The following is an 18922-nucleotide window of genomic DNA, read 5'->3' as shown; positions in this document are numbered from 1 at the left end:
CCGAAGGTCCCGGGTCGGGCGGCGTCGGGGATAGCACGGTGGACTCCGTGGATAAAGCACTGGGACCGCTGCCGGCTCGTGGCCGCGCGCGCGAGGACCTGTCCCCGGCGCGCCGGACGACGCTCGACGCGCTCCTCGAGCTCGGGGGGCGGCGCACCGTGGCCGAGCTCGCCGCAGCGCTGGGGCAGCACCCCAACACCGTCCGCGAGCACCTCGACGCCCTCGTGCGCGCCGGCCTCACGGAGCGCACGCTGCGCCACTCGGCGGGCCGCGGGCGTCCCGCCGCCCTGTACCGCGCGACGCTGGCCGCGACCCCCGCCGGCCCGGAGTACGCCGTGCTCGCCGAGGTCCTCATCAGCGCCCTCGCCCGCGCCGTCCCGGACAGGCGTGCGCGCGCCGCCCAGGCGCTGGCCGCCGGGCGTGACTGGGGTCGCGCCATCCGCGAGCGCGAGCTCATCGACCGCCCGCGCCTCGCCATCACCCGTGTCCCCGCGGAGGCACCCCGCTCCGTCACCCCGGGGGACCCGGCCGCGCTCCGTGACTCGGTCACCCGTCTCGGCGAGCTGCTCGACCGCGCCGGCTTCGACTGCCGCACCACCGCGGAGCCCGGCGGCGGCTACACCCAGCGACTGCGCCGCTGCCCCGTCCTCGACCTGGCCCGCGAGCACCCCGACATCGTGTGCACGAGCCACCTCGGCATGGCCCGCGAGCTCCTCGCCCACGACGGCGTCGCGCCCGAGCGCGTCACGCTCGAGGCCTTCGCGGAACCCGGCGCGTGCCTCCTGCGCATCGCCCCGCCGGCGGCAGACGATGACTGACGGCCGCAGCGTCCTCACCCGCACCTCCTTCCGGCTGCCCTTCCTCCTCCTCGGCGGGCTCGCCCTGCTCGCCGGCCTGGACGCCGCCCTCGCCCTCCTCGGCCTGCCGCACGTCCTCGTCGGCGCCCGCCTCGCCGACGTCCACGGCCCGCTCATGGTGCTCGGCTTCGTCGGCACGGTCATCGGCCTCGAGCGCTCCGTGGCCCTGGGCCGCGGCTGGGGATACCTCTCCCCGGGCCTCAACGGCCTCGGCGTCGTGGCCACCGTCTCGGTCCTGCCCGACGAGGTCGGCGCCGGCCTCGTCCTGGCCGGCCAGCTCGGCGGCCTCCTCGTCTACCGCTCCCTCTACGCGCGCCAGCCGGCCGCCGCCGTCGCCGTCCAGGTCCTCGGCCAGCTCATGGCCGTGGCGGCGGCAGCCCTGTGGCTCGGCGGCGTCCCCGTGCCCGGGATCATGCCGTGGCTCGTCGGCTACCTCGTCCTCACGATCTTCGGCGAGCGCCTCGAGCTGGCGCGCCTCGGCGCGCTGAGTCCCCGGGACGCGACCGTCGCCCAGGGCGTGGCCGTCACCGTCCTCGTCGCCGCCGTCGTCTCCCTCCTCGCGCCCGAGGCCGGCTTCACGCTCCTCGGCCTGGCGCTCGCCGCCGCCGCACTGTGGCTCGCCGTCAAGGACGTCGCCCGCCGCACCGTGCGGTCCACCGGGCTGCCGCGCTTCATCGCCGTCTGCCTGCTCGCCGGCTACGTGTGGCTCGCCGTGGCCGGCGCGGTCTGGGCGCTCGGCGGCCAGGTCGAGGGCCGTGCCTACGACGCCGCCGCCCACGCCCTGTTCCTCGGATTCGCCATCTCGATGGTCATGGCCCACGCGCCGGTCATCATGCCGGCGGTCCTGCGCCGGCCGCTGCCCTACCGGCGGGCCTTCGTCGTGCCCGCGGCGCTGCTCCACACCTCCCTCGCCTTCCGCCTCGCCGTCGGCGACGCCCGCGACCTCGACTGGGCCGTCCAGGCCGGCGGCGTCGGCAACATCGTCGCCGTCCTGCTCTTCGTCGCCGTCGCCGCCTGGTCCGCGCTCACCGCGCGGAGGACGACGACGGCGCCTCCCGCCCCGTCGTCGTCCACCGTCCGCGCGGAGGAATTCGGCTCTCGGCGGGAGGGGGAGGGCGCGGAGGAATTCGGCTCTCGGCGGGAGGGGGAGGGCGCGGAGGAATCCGGCTCTCGGCGCGAGGGTGGCGGACCCGGTGAGGCACCGCCGACGCGCCACCACGACACTGTCATTACGAGCCACGGAGTCCCCTCATGACCATCGGCCGACCGACCTCCAGCCGTCCGCCGATGGCCCGCCGGCCGTGGCACGTCAAGGTCAACGCGCTCGTCGTCGCCTGGTTCCTCGCTGCCTTCGTCGTGGCGGTCGCCCACCGGTGGGTCCCCGAGGCGAACTACCTCATGGTCCACCTCACCCTGCTCGGCGCGGTGACGACGGCGATCCTCATCTGGTCCGCCCACTTCGCCGACACCCTCCTCGGCCGGCCCGCGCCCGGCGGGCAGGGGCTGACCTTCGTCCGTCTCGGCGTGCACACGGTCTCAGCTGTCCTCGTCATCGCCGGCGTCGCGACGAACCGGTGGCCGCTCGTCGTCGTCGGGGGCGTGGGGGTCACGCTCGTCGCGCTCACCCACGTCGTCGTCATCCTCCTCCAGCGGCGCGGCGCGCTCATGGCCCGCTTCGGTGCGCTGTCCCTCTTCTACGTGTGCGCCGGGCTGTGCCTCGCCGTCGGCGTGTGGCTCGGCGTCATGCTCGCGCGCAGCACGCCCTCGGCCGAGGTCGAGGGCCGCCTCTACACCGCGCACACGACGACGATGCTCCTCGGCTGGGTCGGTCTCACCGTGCTCGGCACGCTCGTCGTCCTGTGGCCCACGATGCTGCGCACAAAGATGGTCCCCGGCGCCCCGCTGGCCGCCCGCCGCGCGATGGTCGTCCTCGTCGCGGGCCTCGCGGCCATCTGGCTGGCCGCCGCGACGGACCTGCGGGTGCTCGTCGTGCTCGCCGTCGCCGTCTACCTCACCGGTGTCGTCCTCGTGGTCCGGCCGATGGTGACCATCGCCCGCGACAAGCCCCCGCGCAGCTACGCCACCCTGAGTGCGGCGATGGCCGTGTGCTGGCTGGTCGGCTGCCTCGTCACCCTCGCCGTGCTCGCCGCGACCGCGCCGGACTGGGCCTCGCTGCGCGAGAGCCTCGGGGTCCTCGCCGCCCCGTACGCCGCCGGCTTCGCGGGGCAGGTGCTCCTCGGGGCGCTGAGCTACCTCGCCCCCGTCATGCTCGGCGGCGGCCCGCGCGTGGTCCGCCGTGTCAACGAGGAGATGGACCGCGCCGCCGGGGCCCGGATCGTCGTCGTCAACCTCAGCCTGCTCCTCTTCGTCCTCCCGCTGCCCAGCCTCGTGCGCGTGACGACCTCCCTCCTCGGGCTCGCCGGGCTCGCCTCCTTCCTCGTCCTCCTCGGGCGGGCGCTGTGGGCGCGCCGCCAGGCGGGGCGGGAGAGCTCCGGGGCGGTCATCGCCGGTGCGATCCGGACCGGGCCGCCACCGGTCCCGCGCCGCCTCGGCGCGCTGTACGGCGCCGGGGCGGTGGCGCTCGCGGTCGTCCTCGGGGTGGCCGGGGACCCGGCCGCCGCCGGCCTCACCGGCAGCTCCGCCGACGACGGCGTGACGGCCACCGGCCGCACCACCACCGTGCGCGTGGAGGCCCGGGACATGCGCTTCGTGCCCGACGTCGTCGAGGTGCCGGCGGGTGACCGGCTCGTCGTCGAGCTCGTCAACACCGACGACGACGTCCACGACCTCGTCCTCGACAACGGCGCCCGCTCCGGTCGGATGTCGGCCGGGGAGACGGTCGAGGTGGACCTCGGCGTCGTCGGGCGGGACGTCGCGGGCTGGTGCTCGGTGGCCGGGCACCGCCAGATGGGGATGACGCTGGACGTCGTCGCCGTCGGGGCCGCGCCCGGCCCCACGGCCGGCGCGGGTGCGGACCACGGCGACCACGCGCCGTCGTCGTCCACCGACCCTGCCCGTGACCACCTGGACCTGCGCGCCGAGCCGGGCGAGGACTTCACCGCCCACCCGGCCGAGCTGGCGCCGGCTCCGCCGAGCGAGCTCCACGAGGTGACCCTCACCGTCGGTGAGCTGACCGCGGAGGTGGCGCCCGGCGTCGAGCAGGAGCTGTGGACCTTCAACGGCTCGGCCCCCGGGCCGACGCTCCGCGGCACGGTGGGTGACGTCTTCGAGGTCACGCTCGTCAACGACGGCACGATCGGCCACTCCGTCGACTTCCACGCCGGGGCGCTGGCCCCCGACGAGCCGATGCGCACCATTGCGCCGGGGGAGTCGCTCGTCTACCGGTTCACCGCCGAGCGGGCGGGCATCTGGATGTACCACTGCTCCACCGCGCCGATGTCGATGCACATCGCCCAGGGCATGTTCGGCGCCGTCGTCATCGACCCACCCGGCCTCGAGCCGGTGGACCGCGAGTACGTCCTCGTCCAGTCCGAGGTCTACCTCGGGGACCTGGGCGGGACGGCCGACGCCGAGGCCGTCGCGGCCGAGCAGCCCGACCTCGTCGTGTTCAACGGCTACGCGAACCAGTACGACCACGAGCCGCTCACCGCGCGCGTCGGCGAGCGGGTGCGGGTGTGGGTGCTCGCGGCCGGGCCCAACCGGGGCTCCGCCTTCCACGTCGTCGGCGGGCAGTTCGACACGGTGTGGAGCGAGGGTGCCTACCGGCTCGGCGGGCCGGCCGAGGTCGGTGGCCCCAGCGGGGGAGCGCAGGTGCTGCCGCTCGTGCCCGCGCAGGGCGGCTTCGTCGAGCTCGAGATGCCCGAGGCCGGCAGCTACCCCTTCGTCTCCCACGCGATGGTGGACGCCGAGCGGGGGGCGCACGGGATCCTCCGGGTCACCGAGTAGGTCGCCTCACCGCGGCGGTGTCGCTCCACCACGCCGCGTCGCGGACGGCACGTCCCCAGGGCGCACCTCCGGCCCGGCCGTCCGTCACCGCCCGTCCCTAGCGTCGGCAGCACCGACGACGACGGGAGGTCGCGATGTGCCTGATCTGTGACGGGTGGACGCCGGAGGAGGTGATGGCGCGCAACCTCGAGCTCATCGAGCGGCACGGCTGGATGGTCCAGTACGTCGAGCCGAGCCGCAGCAGCCTCGCCTTCGCCTACACCGTCGGCCTCACCCGGTTCCACGACCACCCCGAGCTGCTCATCAGCGGGGCCACGCAGGAGGACTCGTGCTGGTTCCTCAACGGGCTCGGCCGGCACGTGCGCGAGGGGCACCGGTTCGCCGCGGGTGACGTGGTCGCCTCGATGTCCCCGCACCGCTACCGGCTGATCCGGGTCAACGACCCGAGCCACCTCGTGACGGCGCAGCGGATCTACGGGCAGGGCGGCCGAACCGTGCCGGGCCTGCAGCTCGTGTGGTCCAACCACGAGGGGCAGTGGCCGTGGGACCCCGCATGGCCGGAGGGGCGCCGCGTGCAGAAGCTCTTCGGCCACACCCGGTGGCCGGGGCGATGAGCCTCAGTCCTGGAGCGCGAGGAGCTCGCGGACCGCCTTGACGCGCTTGTAGGTCTGGCGCCGCAGCGGCTCCAGCCGGTCCGCCTCCCGGGCCCGCTGCATCCGCGCCTCGAGCCGCGACAGGACGACCACGTGCGCGAGCGTCAGCTGCTCGGCGAGGGAGTAGTGGCCGCTCGCGTGGCCCACCGTCCCGTCGAGGGCGTCGTCGAGCCGCTCGAGGGCCGGGCCGGCGGGGCCCGCGTTGACGTGCATCTTGGCGAGGTCGAAGGCCACCGGGCGGGTGCCGGCGTACTCCCAGTCGATGAGCACGACCCTGTCGCCCACCCGCAGGACGTTGGAGGAGACGAGGTCGCCGTGCGTGAAGCTCACCTCGAGGAGCTCGTCGCGCGCGATGAGCCGGTCCACGCGGGCCGCGAGCTTGGGCGGGACGTGCCCGTCCTCGACGACGCCGCGCCAGCGCTCGTGGAAGGCCGGGTTGACGACGGCGGACAGCGGCCGGCTCGTCACCCCCACCGCCTCCTGGAGGACCATGAGCTCGGCCGCCACGACCGTCATCGTGGCTGCGACCTCGGCGGGGGTGCGGGGGGTGCGGCCCTCGACGACCTCCTCGACGAGGTAGGCGGTGCGCCCGGAGAAGAGCGTGCCGTGGTCGCGCATCGCCGGGGCCAGGCCCGGCCGGTGCGCGGCGACGAGCTGGGCGGCCCGCACGCTGCGGCTGACCCCGTGCTCACGCTCGGGGTGGCGCGAGCCCGCCTGGATGCGTGCGCACAGTGCCTCCTCGGCGTAGAAGGACCGCATGCGCACCTGGCGGCCGCGGTCGAACTTGCCGATGAGGACCGCGTCGGCCGCCACGGGCGCGGTGACGGGGACGGCCTCCGCCTCAGCGGCGGCGGGGACGACGCCCGCCGGGAGGCCGGGGTGCGGCGGGACGCCGTGGGCGACGGCACCCGTGGCCTCGAGGCGTCGCCAGCGGACCGCGACGGGCAGGGCGGGGCTGCGTCGCTCGACCACGGCGAGCGCACCGAGGGCGCGCCGCCAGCGGCCCGTCGTCTTCCTCCACATGTCGTCCTCCGTCCTAGCCCTCGAGGCCAGGGCGCGTCGTCGGGACCCGGGTCAGCACGGCCGCGCTCATCCGAGCTGGAAGGGCAGGCGGCGCAGCTCGGCGGTGGTCGTCCTCAGGGTCTCGCGCGCCCGCAGGCCCACGGCGTACTCGCGGTCCCGGCGGGCGACGAGCACCGCCGCGAGGAACCGCTCGGGGTGGGTCCCCCACGGCGGTGGCGGCGCGACGAGCGGCTCCACCCGGGCGGCGAGCTGGCGGCCCAGCTGGTCGCGCGAGGCGGGGTCCAGGGTGCCGGTGCGGTCGAGGAAGCGGCGCGCGGCCAGCGCCACGCCGTCGGGCATGGCGCGGATGTCGGCGGTGCGGGCCCAGTCCTCGAGCTCGGGGGGCATGAGGAGCGGCGGCGCCTTGCGGTCCGCACCCCGGGTGCGCACGGCGTAGGTGCCGGCGAGGAGGTCGCCCAGCCGCTTGCCGCGACCGTTGAGGAGCGCGGTCATCACGGCGACGGAGCCGGCCGTCAGCCACAGCTCCCCGAAGCCGGTGAGCGCGCGGATGAAGGCGTGCCGCATCCGGATGGGACCGCCGTCGTCGCGGACGATGCGGATGCCGGTGGCGACCTTGCCCAGGGAGCGGCCCCGGCTCAGGGTCTCGACGACGGTGGGCGCCACGACGATGACCCCGGCGATCGTCACGATCGACAGCATCGCGACCCGGGCCTCGTTGACGTCGGAGAGGCGGCCGAGGACACCGACCGCGAGGGCGACGAGCACGGCCGCGTAGGCGGCGGCGTCGATGAGCCCGCTGACCACGCGCAGGAGGAAGGCGGCGGGACGGACCTCCAGCGCCACGGCCTCACCGGTGATGATGAGGTCGTCGGCCAGGTGCGCCGCCTGCAGTGCACGGCCCGGGGAGTGCGCCGCGTGCGTCGTCATGTGTGGCAGGGTACCCGCGTGGACATCGACGCCTTCGCGGCCGTGCACCGCCCGGAGTGGGAGCGGCTGCGGGCGCTGTCCACGCGGCACCGGCTCACCGGCGCGGAGGCCGACGAGCTCGTCGCCCTCTACCAGGCCGCGGCCGGGCACCTGTCCGCGCTGCGGACCTCCGCGCCGGACCCGCTGCTCGTCTCCGAGCTCTCCGGCCTGCTCGCCACGGCCCGGGGCCGGATCGCGGGCGCCCACGAGGCGCGGCTGTCCGACGTCGCCCGCTTCTTCCTCCTCTCGCTGCCGGCCGCGTTCTACCGGGTGCGCTGGTGGACGGTGTGGGTGGGCCTCGCCTTCGTCACCGTCGGCGCGGTGAGCGGCTGGTGGGTGGCGACCAACCCGGCGGCGCTCGCGTCCATGGGGTCGCCCGCCGAGCTCGAGCAGTACGCGGAGGAGGCCTTCGCGGCCTACTACTCCAACTACCCCGCCGGTGACTTCGCCGGGCAGGTGTGGACGAACAACGCGTGGATCGCCGCGCAGTGCATCGCGCTCGGGATCACCGGCTTCTACCCCGCCTACGTGCTCCTGGCCAACGCGGTCGGGGTGGGCTCCTCGGGGGGCGTCATGGCCGCCCACGGGCACCTCGACGTCTTCTTCGGCCTCATCCTGCCCCACGGCCTCATGGAGCTGACCGCGATCTTCATCGCCGCCGGCGCGGGCCTCAAGCTCTTCTGGGCGTGGGTGGCGCCGGGGCCGCGGACACGCTCGCGTGCCCTGGCCGAGGAGGGCCGCTCGCTGTTCACCGTCGCGCTGGGGCTCGTCCTCGTGCTCGCGGTGTCCGGCGTCGTCGAGGGCTTCGTCACCCCGTCCGGCCTGCCCACCTGGCTCAAGATCGCCATCGGCGCCCTCGTGCTCGCGGCCTACTGGGCCTACACCCTCGTCCTGGGCCGACGCGCCGTGCGGGCCGGGGAGACCGGTGACCTCGAGGAGGACCTCGCCGGGCACACCCTCGCCCAGGCGGGCTGATCACCACGCCTGGACGACGGTGATGCCCTCCCGTCGCAGGGTGCGGTGGAAGACGGGGTCACGCAGGAGCCGCAGCTCCCACAGACGCTTGCGGCCGTCCGCGGCCGGCAGCCGCGCCGCGGCCGACCGGGGCGCCGGGTGCACCATGAGCTCCGACGTCCCCGGCGGCAGGCGCCGCAGCTGGGAGAGGACCTCGGCCCGCAGCTGCGCGTAGCTCAGCGTGAGCCGGCCCGGCAGCCACGCGCTGACGAGCACCTCGGGCAGCCGCACGCCGAGCTCGTCGGCGAGGGGCACGGCTCCACGGTGGGCGGCCCGCAGCCCGCGCGCCGCCAGCCCGAGCACCGGGCCGAGCCGCCGCGGCATGCGGAAGGCGAGCCCGTGGGCGGCGCAGAAGTCGACGGCGGTGTCCGCGAGCGAGCGCCCGTGCAGCCCGTACAGCGTGCCGGAGTGGGAGTCGAGGGCGGGAGGACGCAGGCCCGCGGACCGCATCCACTCGAGCTGGGCGCCCATCTCCCGGGCGACGTCGACGGGAGTGGCCCGGTGCTCGGCCACGCTCCCCTCCACGGGCAGGACGCCGTCGGGTCCGGTGAGGGAGTCGACGCCGTGGGCGAGGGGCCGCCAGCCCGCCCACTCGTGACCGGTGGACAGGGCGACGTGGAGGCGGGGCGCGTCGAGGCCGGCGGCGCGGAGCCGGCTGACGGCGTCCTCGGCGGCCGGCGCGACCGGGATGAGGGTCGTGGCCGAGACCAGCTCGTCCCGCATGAGGTCGACGATGACGGCGTTGATGTCGGCGTCCGCCCCGAGGTCGTCCGCCGTGATGACGAGCTGGCGCTTCACGTTCTCACGGTAAGGCGGCCCCCCGGCCCCCGCACCCCGTCCCCGGCGGGGGCTACAGGCGCCCGGCCGCCTTGAGGGCGAGGTAGGTGTCGGCGAGGGCGGGCGGGAGGTCGTCCGGCGTCGCCTCGACGACCTCGACACCGCGTCGCCGCAGCCGGGCCGCGGCGGCCGCCCGCTCCAGGCCGGCGCGCTCGGCGGCCGCGGCGTCGAAGACCTCCTCGTTCGTGCCGCGCCGGCGGCGGATCTCCTCGGCCTCGGGGTCCGCGGCGGAGGCGAGCACCACCTGGTGGTCGCGGGTCATCGCCCCGACGACGGGCAGGAGGTCCGACATCACCGCGGCGGTGTCGAGCGCGGTGAGGAGGACGACGAGCGAGCGCTGGGAGAGCGTGTCCCGCACCACCTGGGTCGCCGTCGGCCAGCTCATCTGGACGAGGGAGGCCTCGACCGTCGCGAGGCCCTCCGCGAGCGCCGACATGAGCCGGGGCCCCTGGACACCCGACACCCGCGCCCGGACGGTGGCGTCGACGGCGACGACGTCCACCCGGTCACCGGCCCGCGACGCGAGCGCGGCGAGCAGGAGCGCCGCCTCGATCTGCGCCTCCAGGCGGGGCGCCTCCCCGAGCCGCGCCGCGGAGAGGCGGGAGGAGTCGACGACGATGAGGACGCGGCGGTCGCGCTCGGGCCGCCACGTCCGCACGACGACGTCACCGCCACGCGCGGTGGCGCGCCAGTCGATGGCGCGGACGTCGTCGCCGATGACGTACCCGCGCAGGGAGTCGAACTCGGTGCCCTCGCCGCGGACGAGGACGGCGGCGCGGCCGTCCATCTCGCGCAGGCGGGCCAGCCGGGAGGGCAGGTGGCGGCGGGAGGCGAAGGCCGGCAGCACCCGCAGGCGCGCCGGGGCGGGCAGGGAGCGCTGCCGGGCGGCGAGCCCCAGCGGCCCGTGGCAGCGCAGGGTGACGAGGTCGGCCTCCCGGTCCCCGCGCCGGGTGGGACGCAGCGAGGTCCGCACCCGCCGCGCCTCACCGGCGGGGACCGTGAGGCGGTGGCGGTTGCGCTCCGCCCCGGCCGAGGGCACCCACGCGTCACGGACGAGCAGCCGGGCGGCACGGGTTCCGGTGTTCACCACGGTGAGCGTCGACGTCGCGGGCTCGCCCAGCCGCACCGAGTGCGGGACCTGCCGCTCGGGGCGCAGGGCCCGCGGCGAGGCGGCGAGGACGAGGTCGACCACGACGGCCAGGACGAGCAGCGCCACCCACGCGAGCACCGTCGTCGTGCGCGGCACGAGCAGCGCAGGCAGGAGGCCGGCGGCGGCGACGAGGACGGCGCGCCGGGTCAGCGCCATGTCGCCCCCTCCGCCGTCGGCACGGCGCGGGCGGGATCCGGCTGTCGGCGTGGGAGGTCGTGGGACGCGCGGGCGGGATCCGGCTGTCGGCGTGAGGGCCGGGGGCGCGCGGGCACGATCCAGCTGTCGGCGGGACGGGGGGTGGGCACGACGGTCAGCGGGGCACGGGGACGGTGCGCAGCACGCCGTCCAGGACGGTCTCGGCGGTCACGCCCTCGAGCTCGGCCTCCGCGCGCAGCTGGACGCGGTGACGCAGGGTGGCGTGGGCGAGCGCCTTGACGTCGTCCGGGGTGACGTAGTCGCGGCCGGTGAGCCAGGCCCACGCGCGGGCGGTGGCGAGCAGCGCCGTCGCCCCGCGCGGGGAGACGCCCAGGGAGAGCGACGGCGACGTGCGGGTCGCCCGGCAGATGTCGACGACGTAGCCGAGCACCTCGGGGGCGACCTGGACGCGGGCGACCTCCTCGCGGGCGGCCGCGAGGTCCGCCGGCCCGGCGACCGGCCGCACGCCCGCCCCGGTGAGGTCGCGCGGGTCGAAGGCGTGCGCGTGCCGGTTGAGCACCTCGATCTCGTCGTGGCGCTCGGGCAGCGGGACGAGGAGCTTGAGGAGGAAGCGGTCCAGCTGCGCCTCGGGCAGCGGGTAGGTGCCCTCGTACTCCACCGGGTTCTGGGTGGCGATGACCATGAACGGGTCGGGCAGCGGGCGCGGCCGGCCGTCGACGGACACCTGCCGCTCCTCCATCGCCTCGAGCAGCGAGGCCTGGGTCTTCGGGGGCGTGCGGTTGATCTCGTCCGCGAGCATGAGGTTGGTGAAGACCGGGCCCTCGCGGAAGGAGAACTCGGCGGTGCGCGAGTCGTAGACGAGGGAGCCGGTGACGTCTCCAGGCATGAGGTCCGGGGTGAACTGGACGCGCGTCGTGGCCATGTCCAGGCTCGCCGCGAGCGTCCGGACGAGCAGGGTCTTGGCGACGCCGGGCACGCCCTCGAGCAGCACGTGCCCGCGGCACAGCAGTCCGATGACGAGGCCGGTCACCGCCGCCTCCTGACCGACGACGGCCTTGCCCACCTCCTGCCGGAGCGCGGCCAGCCGGGCACGCGGGGAGTCGGGCGCCGACGCGGGGGGCGGCGGTGGGACGGGTGCCTGCGTGGGCGGCAGGGGCTGGGGGCTGGGGGTGCTCACGACGGGTGGACCTCGCTTTCCAGGGTGTCGAGCTCGTGGGTGAGCCGGGTGAGCCCGGCGTCGGACGTCGGTGGTGGGCCGTACAGGAGTGCGCCGACCGCGGCCTCCTCGCGCCCGGTGGCGCGGGCGACGGCGGCGACGAGGACCTCGGGCCGCGCCGAGGGCGGCACGCCGAGCCGGGTGGCCACCCGGGTGGCGCAGCCGGCGCGCAGCCCGGCCGCCGCGTGGGCGTGGTCACGGGCGCGGCGGTACAGCCGCCCCCGCCCGAGGGTGGTCTCCGCGGAGCGCACGACGACGGGCATCGGCTCGGTCACCACCCGCCCCAGCCGCCGCCCGCCCCACAGGAGGACGACGACGGTGAGCACGAGCAGCTGCAGGCCCAGCACCCGGACGGTGGGCGGGACGAGCGCGGCGGTGCCACCGGCGTCGTCGTCGCCCACGGTGTCCCCGACGGTCGGCAGGTACCAGACGAGCTCCTCGTTGCCGCCGAGCAGGCGCAGCACGAGGGCGGCGTTGCCGGCGTCGGCGAGGTGCTCGTTGCTCAGGAGGGTGGCGTCGGCGAGCACGGCGACGGCGCGGCCGTCCTGCTCCCAGGTGGCGAGGGCACCGGCGCCCTCGGCGGTGGGGAAGCACAGCTCGACGTCGTCGCCCAGGGCCACGACGCCGCCGACGCTGCGGGACAGGGTGCCGGCGGCCGTCGCGTCCGGGTCCGCGCACGCGGCGGGGACGGGGACGTCGCTGCCCACGGGGGAGGGCTCGACCCGGTCGGTGAGCGGCTCGAGGTCGGGCAGGAAGGTGGGCTGGCCGAGGACGAGGTCCGCGCCGGTGTCGCGCACGGCGGCGAGCTGGTCGTCGTCGAGGCGCCCGGTGGCCGTGACGAGCAGGGTGGTGCCGGGACCGGCGACCCGGACGGCGTCGGCGGTCGTCGAGACGGTGCGGACCCGCACGCCCTGCTCGCCCAGGATGGTCGCGGCGGCCTGCGCGCCGGCCGGCTGCGGGTTGTCCGGGGCGAGCGGCACCGCGGACGTCGACCCGCGGCCGACGACGATCGCCACCACCGCGGCGACGGCGACCAGCGCGGCGACGACGAGGAACAGCACCGGCCGCCGGCTGCGGACGCGCGCCTCCGGGGTGAGGACCTCCGTGCTCATCGCACCGCCGTCCACGTCGCGCCCACGGCCACCGGGCCGACCGGCCGGCTGCGCGCGACCGCGGCGGCGAGCTCGCGCAGGCGGGCGTCCTCCGCCTGCCCGGGCGTGGCCGAGCCGTAGCAGACGTCGTCGAACAGACGCCCGGCCCACACGAGCCCGTCCGCGCAGTCGGGCAGCAGGCGGGCGGCGGCGGTGCTCGCCTCGTGGGCGGTGAACCCCGGGCGGTCGTCGAGGACGGCGCGCTCGTCGAGGGAGCGGATGACGGCGCGGAAGCGCATGAGGACCGCCTGCGCCCAGTCGCGGCGCCGGGCGGCGGCGTCGGCGGCAGCGGTGAGGTCCTCGCTCGTGGCGTCGGCGTCGTCGAAGACGGCGTGGGAGGCGCCCGCCGTGCCGCGGCGGCGGGCCCGGACGGGGCCGGCGAGGTAGAGCACGACGGCGAGGAGGACGGCGGACCCGACGACGACGACGAGCGGGACGAGGCTGGACGGCGCGCTCACGTCGAGCTCGACCAGCCGCTGGAGCTGCTCGAGGAACCAGGCCCACGCGCGCTCGAGGAGGTTCGGCTCGTCGTGGTACACGCTGCGCGAGAGCTCCTCCTCCGCCCAGCGGCGTGCCTCGTCCGCGTCCGGCTCGACGGGGACGCCCAGCCGCACGCTCATCCGCCCTGCGCCGCGCGGGCGAGCTCGACGTCCAGGCCCTCCTTGCGCATCCGCACGTCGATGTAGAGGAGGGCGAGGACGGCGGCCATGACCGGGATGGACACCGCCGAGCCGACGAGCTGACCGATCGAGGACAGGATGAGCGGCAGCGTGATGTCGCCCTGCACCGCGAAGACGGTCCCGAGCATGGAGAAGGGCACCGACAGGATGCTCACGAGGATCGTCACGAGGACGACGGTGAGGAGCATGATCCCGAAGAGCCGCCAGAAGCTGCCGCGGGTGAGACGCCACGAGCGGGCGATGGAGGCGAGGACGCCGGTCCCCTCGAGCATGATCACGCAGGTGGCGAGCATGAGCCGGACGGCGAAGAACGCGAGGATGCCCGCCAGGAGCAGGAGGAGGAGGGGCACGAGGACGACGAGGACGAGGACGCCGTCGCCCGCGACCTCGCCGAGCGCGACGGCGAGGGCGATGACGAGCGCGGTCGCGCCGACGACGGCCACCACCCCGACGGTGCCGAGGAGGAGGGAGAGGACGACGAGCCGCCACAGGCGGCCCCGCGCCCGCTGCCACACCTCGGCCAGCGTGATCCTGCGGCCCAGCACGGACTCGCTGACCGAGAGAATCGCCAGGCCCTCGAGGACGAGGGTGGCGAGGCTGACGGCGGCGGAGCTGAGGAGCACGCCGACCATGGACCCGATGCTGAAGAAGGCCTCGAGCTCGACGACGCCCGCCTGCGCGGCACGCTCGATCCGGCCGAAGGCCGCCGCGGTGAAGCCGAGCTGGACGACGGCCCCGAGGCCGACGACGATGATCGCCAGCCCGAACATCACGAGCGGGTTGCTGCGGATGGCGCGGAAGGCGCCGTCGTAGATCTCCCCGAGGGTGAGCGGGCGCAGCGGGATGATGCCGGGCTGCACCGCCGTCGGGACGAAGCCGGGGCCGTAGTAGCCGCCCTGCCCGGGCGCCTGGCCGTACTGCCCGTACTGCCCCTGCGGCGGGAGGGGCTGGCCGTACTGCCCGTACTGCTCCTGCGGCGGGAGGGGCTGGCCGTACTGCCCGGGGGGCGGGGGCGCCTGCTGGCCCTCGGGCCCGGTCGGCGGCACCGGCGGCTGGCCGTACTGGCCGTACTGCCCGTGCTCGCCGTCCTGCCCTGGCGCGGGCACACCGAACGGCTGGGACGCCGGCTCTGGCTGGCCTGGTTCCTGGCTCATCGATCCCTCCGCACTCTCAGCGGTCATCGTGCCACGGACGGGTGCCGACCCGGGGCGGTGGTGCACGACATGGCCCGGGGCTCACCGGATTCTGCGTCGTGAGTGCGACGATAGTGGGCATGAACGCTCGAATTCTCGTGGTCGACGACGACACCGCGCTCGCCGAGATGATCGGCATCGTGCTGCAGGGCGAGGGCTACGACACCGTGACGTGCCCCGACGGCTCGCAGGCCCTGGAGATGTTCCGCGCCGAGGAGCCGGACCTCGTGCTCCTCGACCTCATGCTGCCGGGCATCGACGGCATCGAGGTGTGCAAGCTCATCCGCGCGGAGTCCGGCGTCCCGGTCGTCATGCTCACGGCCAAGTCCGACACCATCGACGTCGTCGCGGGCCTCGAGGCCGGGGCGGACGACTACATCCCCAAGCCCTTCAAGCCCAAGGAGCTCGTCGCGCGGGTCAAGACCCGGCTGCGCCGCACGACCGGACCGCAGACCGAGCGGCTCGCCATCGGGGACCTCGCCATCGACGTCGCCGGCCACCAGGTGACGAGGAACGGGGAGCCGATCGCGCTCACCCCGCTCGAGTTCGACCTCCTCCTCGCGCTGGCCCGCAAGCCCTGGCAGGTGTTCAGCCGCGAGGTGCTCCTCGAGCAGGTCTGGGGCTACCGGCACGCCGCGGACACCCGGCTCGTCAACGTCCACGTCCAGCGGCTGCGCGCCAAGATCGAGAAGGACCCGGAGAACCCGGAGGTCGTCGTCACCGTCCGCGGCGTCGGGTACCGGGCGGGCAGCACGCAGCGGTGAGGCTCGAGCCGCAGGAGGAGCCCGGCACCCGCGGGTGGGCCGGTCGCGTCGTCGACCGCTGGCGCTCCTCGCTGCGGCTGCGGGTCTCGACGACGACGGTGCTCGTCGGCGTCGCGGCCCTCATCCTCCTCGGTGCGGTCGTCACCGTCACCATCCGCGACGGACTCTTCGAGGCGCGCCGCGACGAGATCCTCGCCGACGCCACCGCCCGCACCCGCTCGGCGCAGCAGAGCTTCGACGCGGCGATCGCCAACACCGCGCCCCAGGTCCAGGAGCTGGCCTACGACCTCGTCGCGGGCAGCCGCGCGGGCGGCGGCGGGGTCGTCGGCAGCATGCTGCTGCGCAGCCCCGAGGAGTCCGCCCAGGTGCTCATCAACGACGCGGTGCTCCCCGAGCGCCTCCTCGACGGCGCCGTCCTCACCGAGGAGATGCGGACGGCCGTCGCGGCCGGTGGGCAGCACTGGCAGTCGATCTCCCTGCCGCTGAGCACGGGCGGGGGACCGGGCATCATCGTCGGCTCGGAGGTGACGCTCCCCGTCGCCGGCACCCACGAGCTCTACACCGTCTACACCCTCGCCCCGGAGGAGGACACCCTCACCCTCGTCATCCAGGTGCTCAGCGCCGGGGCCGTCGTCCTGCTCATCTTCCTCGGCGCGATGACGTGGTTCATCGCCCAGCGCGTCCTCGGCCCGGTCCGGCAGGCGGCGCGGACGGCCGAGCGGCTCGCCGACGGCCTCCTCGACGAGCGGCTCGACGTCCACGGGCGTGACGAGCTCGCCACCCTGGGGCGCACCTTCAACGAGATGGCCGAGAGCCTGCAGGACCAGATCGAGCGGATGGCCGAGCTGTCCCGCCTCCAGCAGCGCTTCGTCTCCGACGTCTCCCACGAGCTGCGCACGCCCCTGACGACGATCCGGATGGCGAGCGAGGTCCTCCACGCCAACCGGGACAGCTTCGACCCGGCCGTGCGCCGCTCCGCCGAGCTGCTCCAGACCCAGCTCGACCGCTTCGAGCAGATGCTCGCGGACCTCCTCGAGATCAGCCGCTTCGACGCCGGCGCCGCCCTGCTCGACGTCGAGGAGCGCGACCTGCAGGACGTCGTCGCCCACGCCGTCGAGATGGCCGCGCCGCTCGCCGAGCGCACCGGCTCACGGATCACCGTCACCGGTCCGGGCCGGCCCTGCACCGCCGACATGGACCCGCGGCGCGTGGACCGCATCGTGCGCAACCTCCTCGTCAACGCCATCGAGCACGGGGAGGGCCGGCCCATCGACATCGCGGTGGGCGTCAACGAGGTGGCCGTCGCCGTCGTCGTCCGCGACCACGGCGCGGGGATGACGACCGAGGCGGCCGGCCACGTCTTCGACCGCTTCTGGCGGGCCGACCCGGCGCGCGCCCGCACCACGGGCGGCACCGGCCTGGGTCTGTCGATCTCCCTGGAGGACGCCCGTCTCCACGGCGGCACCCTGGAGGCCTGGGGACGGCCCGACGAGGGCGCCGCCTTCCGCCTCACGCTGCCGCGGCGGGCCGGCCTCGTCATCTCCTCCTCCCCGCTCCCGCTCCACCCCGGGGAGGCGCCGGTCGCCCCCGCCGACGACGACGCCGGACCCACCTCCGTGCCCGACCTCGAGAACCTGGGGGGCCGATGACCACCGCGCCCACGCGCCGTCGGGTGGCCGCCCGTCTCGCGGCCGCCGTCACCGCCGCCGTCCTCACCGCCGCCGGCTGCGTGAGCCTGCCCGACTCCGGGCCGGTGAACGCCGCGGACCCCGTCCCGCAGGCGGGCAGCTCGGTGGCACTCCTCGCCTACGGGCCCACGCCGGACGCGACCGCCAACCAGATCGTCCAGGGCTTCCTCCGCGCCGTGGCCGCCGGCGCGGGCGACGAGTTCGCCGTCGCCCGGGAGTACCTCGCCGGGCCGGCCGCCGAGACGTGGAACCCGCGCGCCCAGGTGCGGGTCTACACCGCCCGCGACATCACCTACGCCCAGGCCGAGGACGGTGCGGTGCGGGCCAGCGCCGTGGCGGCCGCGAGCGTCGACGCCCAGGGCCGCTACACCGAGGCCGCACCCGACTCCGTCATCGAGCTCGACTTCACCCTGGCCCGCACGGCCGACGGGCAGTGGCGCATCGTCGACCTCGACGACGGCATCCTCGTCTCGCCCGTGGTCTTCGAGGCCCAGTACGACCAGTACCAGCTCTACTTCCTCAGCACCGACGGCGAGGCGCTCGTCCCCGAGGCGCGGTGGTACCCCGACCGCAGCGCCTCCACGCTCATCGTGCGCCACCTCCTCGAGGGGCCCTCGCCGTGGCTGGCCGGTGGTGTCACCACCGCCGTGCCCACCGGGACCCGGCTGGGGGAGGACTCCGTCACGGTCGCCGAGGGCGTCGCGGTCGTCGACCTCACCTCCGAGCCGCTGGCCGCCGACCCGGCCCAGCGCGCCCTCATGGTCGCCCAGATCCAGGAGTCGCTGCGCACGGTCCCGGCGGTCCAGTCGGTCGACGTGCGGGTGGGCGGCAGCCGGCTGCCCGTCGAGGTGGAGACGCCGCAGCTGCTGCGCAACCCCTACGTCACCGGCAACCCGCTCGTCGTCGCGGAGGGGCAGGTGCAGCGCTTCACCGGCTCCGAGCTCCTCCCGCTCGCCGCCTCCGACATCGTCGGGGACCCGCGCTCGCCGGCGCTCCCGTACGACGACTCCGCGGGGAGCCCCGTGGTCCTCGACGGCACCGACCGGCTCGTCCGGCTCCCCAGCGAGGACGACGGCGGGGCGCTGCTCCTCACGGGCAGCAACCTCGTCCCGCCCTCCGTCGACCGGCACGGCTGGGTGTGGACCACGCCGCGCACCGGGGACGGCAGGCTGCGCGCCGTCCAGCCCAACGGCGTCGTCGCCGAGGTCGACGCGAGCTGGCTCGAGGGCGCCCGGGTGCTCGCGGTCCGCATCTCCCGGGACGGCACCCGCGCCGTCGTCGTCCGGAAGCACAACGACGTCGCGCACGTCGAGGTCGCCGCGGTCCTGCGTGACACCGACTCCCGGCCGCTGGCGCTGGGCGACCCGGTACGCGTGGGGGAGGCGCTCACCGACGCGCTCACGGCCACCTGGGTGGACGAGCAGACGATCGGGGTGCTCGGGACGAGCGGCGGGGAGCCGGCCGTGGCCGTCCACCTCGTGACGATCGGCGGGCCGACCACCGACCTGCCGCCCGTCGCGGACGCCACCCGGCTCACCGCCGCCACCGGTGACCGGACGATCCTCGTCGGGACCGAGGCCGGGGAGCTGTACGAGCGCAACGGCCTGGGCTGGACCCTCACCGCCAGCGACGTCCGCGACCCCGCCTACCCCGGCTGAGACTGCCGGT

Annotated in this window: 16 protein-coding genes; 8 read left to right on the top strand and 8 right to left on the bottom strand. The window is 75.7% G+C overall.

What is annotated here, in order from left to right; genetic code table 11:
- The first annotated feature begins 38 nt into the window (after positions 1-38).
- The 4 genes from H9624_RS12250 to H9624_RS12235 all read left to right on the top strand — a co-directional run bounded on the left by H9624_RS12250 (position 39) and on the right by H9624_RS12235 (position 5377).
- Positions 39-818, top strand: coding sequence for a helix-turn-helix transcriptional regulator (locus H9624_RS12250; RefSeq protein WP_251840174.1), 780 nt, complete (start codon positions 39-41; stop codon positions 816-818).
- Complete coding sequence (locus tag H9624_RS12245) at positions 811-2112, top strand: DUF8744 domain-containing protein (protein ID WP_251840173.1); 1302 nt, start codon at positions 811-813, stop codon at positions 2110-2112. Before H9624_RS12250 ends, H9624_RS12245 begins: the two co-directional genes overlap by 8 nt.
- A 32-nt stretch (positions 2113-2144) precedes the next feature.
- Positions 2145-4763, top strand: a complete 2619-nt coding sequence (locus H9624_RS12240) for a multicopper oxidase domain-containing protein (RefSeq protein WP_504740256.1) — start codon at positions 2145-2147, stop codon at positions 4761-4763.
- A 173-nt stretch (positions 4764-4936) separates the two neighbouring features.
- On the top strand, positions 4937-5377 hold the full coding sequence (locus H9624_RS12235; RefSeq protein WP_251840171.1) for a DUF4262 domain-containing protein: 441 nt from the start codon (positions 4937-4939) through the stop codon (positions 5375-5377).
- 3 nt (positions 5378-5380) lie between these two features.
- On the opposite strand, the gene H9624_RS12230 is transcribed toward H9624_RS12235, so the two are convergent.
- Positions 5381-6439, bottom strand: a complete 1059-nt coding sequence (locus H9624_RS12230) for a phosphotransferase (protein WP_251840170.1) — start codon at positions 6437-6439, stop codon at positions 5381-5383.
- A gap of 66 nt (positions 6440-6505) precedes the next feature.
- Positions 6506-7366, bottom strand: a complete 861-nt coding sequence (locus tag H9624_RS12225; protein WP_251840169.1) for an RDD family protein — start codon at positions 7364-7366, stop codon at positions 6506-6508.
- Positions 7367-7384: 18 nt separating this feature from the next.
- Between H9624_RS12225 and H9624_RS12220 the strand changes: the two genes are divergently transcribed.
- Positions 7385-8380: a stage II sporulation protein M gene (locus H9624_RS12220; protein ID WP_251840168.1), complete on the top strand. Its 996-nt coding sequence runs from the start codon at positions 7385-7387 to the stop codon at positions 8378-8380.
- On the opposite strand, the gene H9624_RS12215 is transcribed toward H9624_RS12220, so the two are convergent.
- The 6 genes from H9624_RS12215 to H9624_RS12190 all read right to left on the bottom strand — a co-directional run bounded on the left by H9624_RS12215 (position 8381) and on the right by H9624_RS12190 (position 14763).
- Positions 8381-9217, bottom strand: coding sequence for a carbohydrate deacetylase (locus H9624_RS12215; protein ID WP_251840167.1), 837 nt, complete (start codon positions 9215-9217; stop codon positions 8381-8383). It abuts the gene before it with no gap.
- A gap of 52 nt (positions 9218-9269) precedes the next feature.
- Entirely contained in the window at positions 9270-10562 is a 1293-nt protein-coding gene (locus tag H9624_RS12210; RefSeq protein WP_251840166.1) for a DUF58 domain-containing protein, read from the bottom strand.
- A gap of 154 nt (positions 10563-10716) precedes the next feature.
- Positions 10717-11739 (bottom strand): AAA family ATPase, encoded by a 1023-nt coding sequence (locus tag H9624_RS12205; RefSeq protein WP_251840165.1) that lies wholly within the window; start codon positions 11737-11739, stop codon positions 10717-10719.
- On the bottom strand, positions 11736-12890 hold the full coding sequence (locus H9624_RS12200) for a DUF4350 domain-containing protein (protein WP_251840164.1): 1155 nt from the start codon (positions 12888-12890) through the stop codon (positions 11736-11738). The genes H9624_RS12205 and H9624_RS12200 overlap by 4 nt, the downstream gene beginning before the upstream one ends.
- Positions 12887-13549 (bottom strand): DUF4129 domain-containing protein, encoded by a 663-nt coding sequence (locus H9624_RS12195; RefSeq protein WP_251840163.1) that lies wholly within the window; start codon positions 13547-13549, stop codon positions 12887-12889. The genes H9624_RS12200 and H9624_RS12195 overlap by 4 nt, the downstream gene beginning before the upstream one ends.
- Positions 13546-14763, bottom strand: coding sequence for a DUF7847 domain-containing protein (locus H9624_RS12190; RefSeq protein WP_251840162.1), 1218 nt, complete (start codon positions 14761-14763; stop codon positions 13546-13548). The genes H9624_RS12195 and H9624_RS12190 overlap by 4 nt, the downstream gene beginning before the upstream one ends.
- Positions 14764-14882: 119 nt before the next feature.
- Here H9624_RS12190 and mtrA point away from each other — a divergent pair, with 119 nt between their 5' ends.
- Genes mtrA through H9624_RS12175 form a run of 3 tightly spaced genes read left to right on the top strand, consistent with a single transcriptional unit; the run spans position 14883 to position 18912 of the window.
- Positions 14883-15566, top strand: coding sequence for an MtrAB system response regulator MtrA (gene mtrA, locus H9624_RS12185; protein WP_251840161.1), 684 nt, complete (start codon positions 14883-14885; stop codon positions 15564-15566).
- Positions 15563-17215 carry an MtrAB system histidine kinase MtrB gene (gene mtrB / locus H9624_RS12180; protein ID WP_251840160.1) on the top strand — a complete coding sequence of 551 codons (1653 nt, stop codon included), beginning with the start codon at positions 15563-15565 and terminating at the stop codon, positions 17213-17215. Before mtrA ends, mtrB begins: the two co-directional genes overlap by 4 nt.
- Positions 17212-18912, top strand: a complete 1701-nt coding sequence (locus H9624_RS12175) for an LpqB family beta-propeller domain-containing protein (protein ID WP_251840159.1) — start codon at positions 17212-17214, stop codon at positions 18910-18912. The genes mtrB and H9624_RS12175 overlap by 4 nt, the downstream gene beginning before the upstream one ends.
- The last annotated feature ends 10 nt before the right edge of the window (positions 18913-18922 follow it).

Origin of the sequence: Oceanitalea stevensii (assembly GCF_014837105.1) — a bacterium.
GTDB classification, from domain to species: domain Bacteria; phylum Actinomycetota; class Actinomycetes; order Actinomycetales; family Actinomycetaceae; genus Oceanitalea; species Oceanitalea stevensii.
This window is presented reverse-complemented; position numbering and strand designations above follow the sequence as displayed.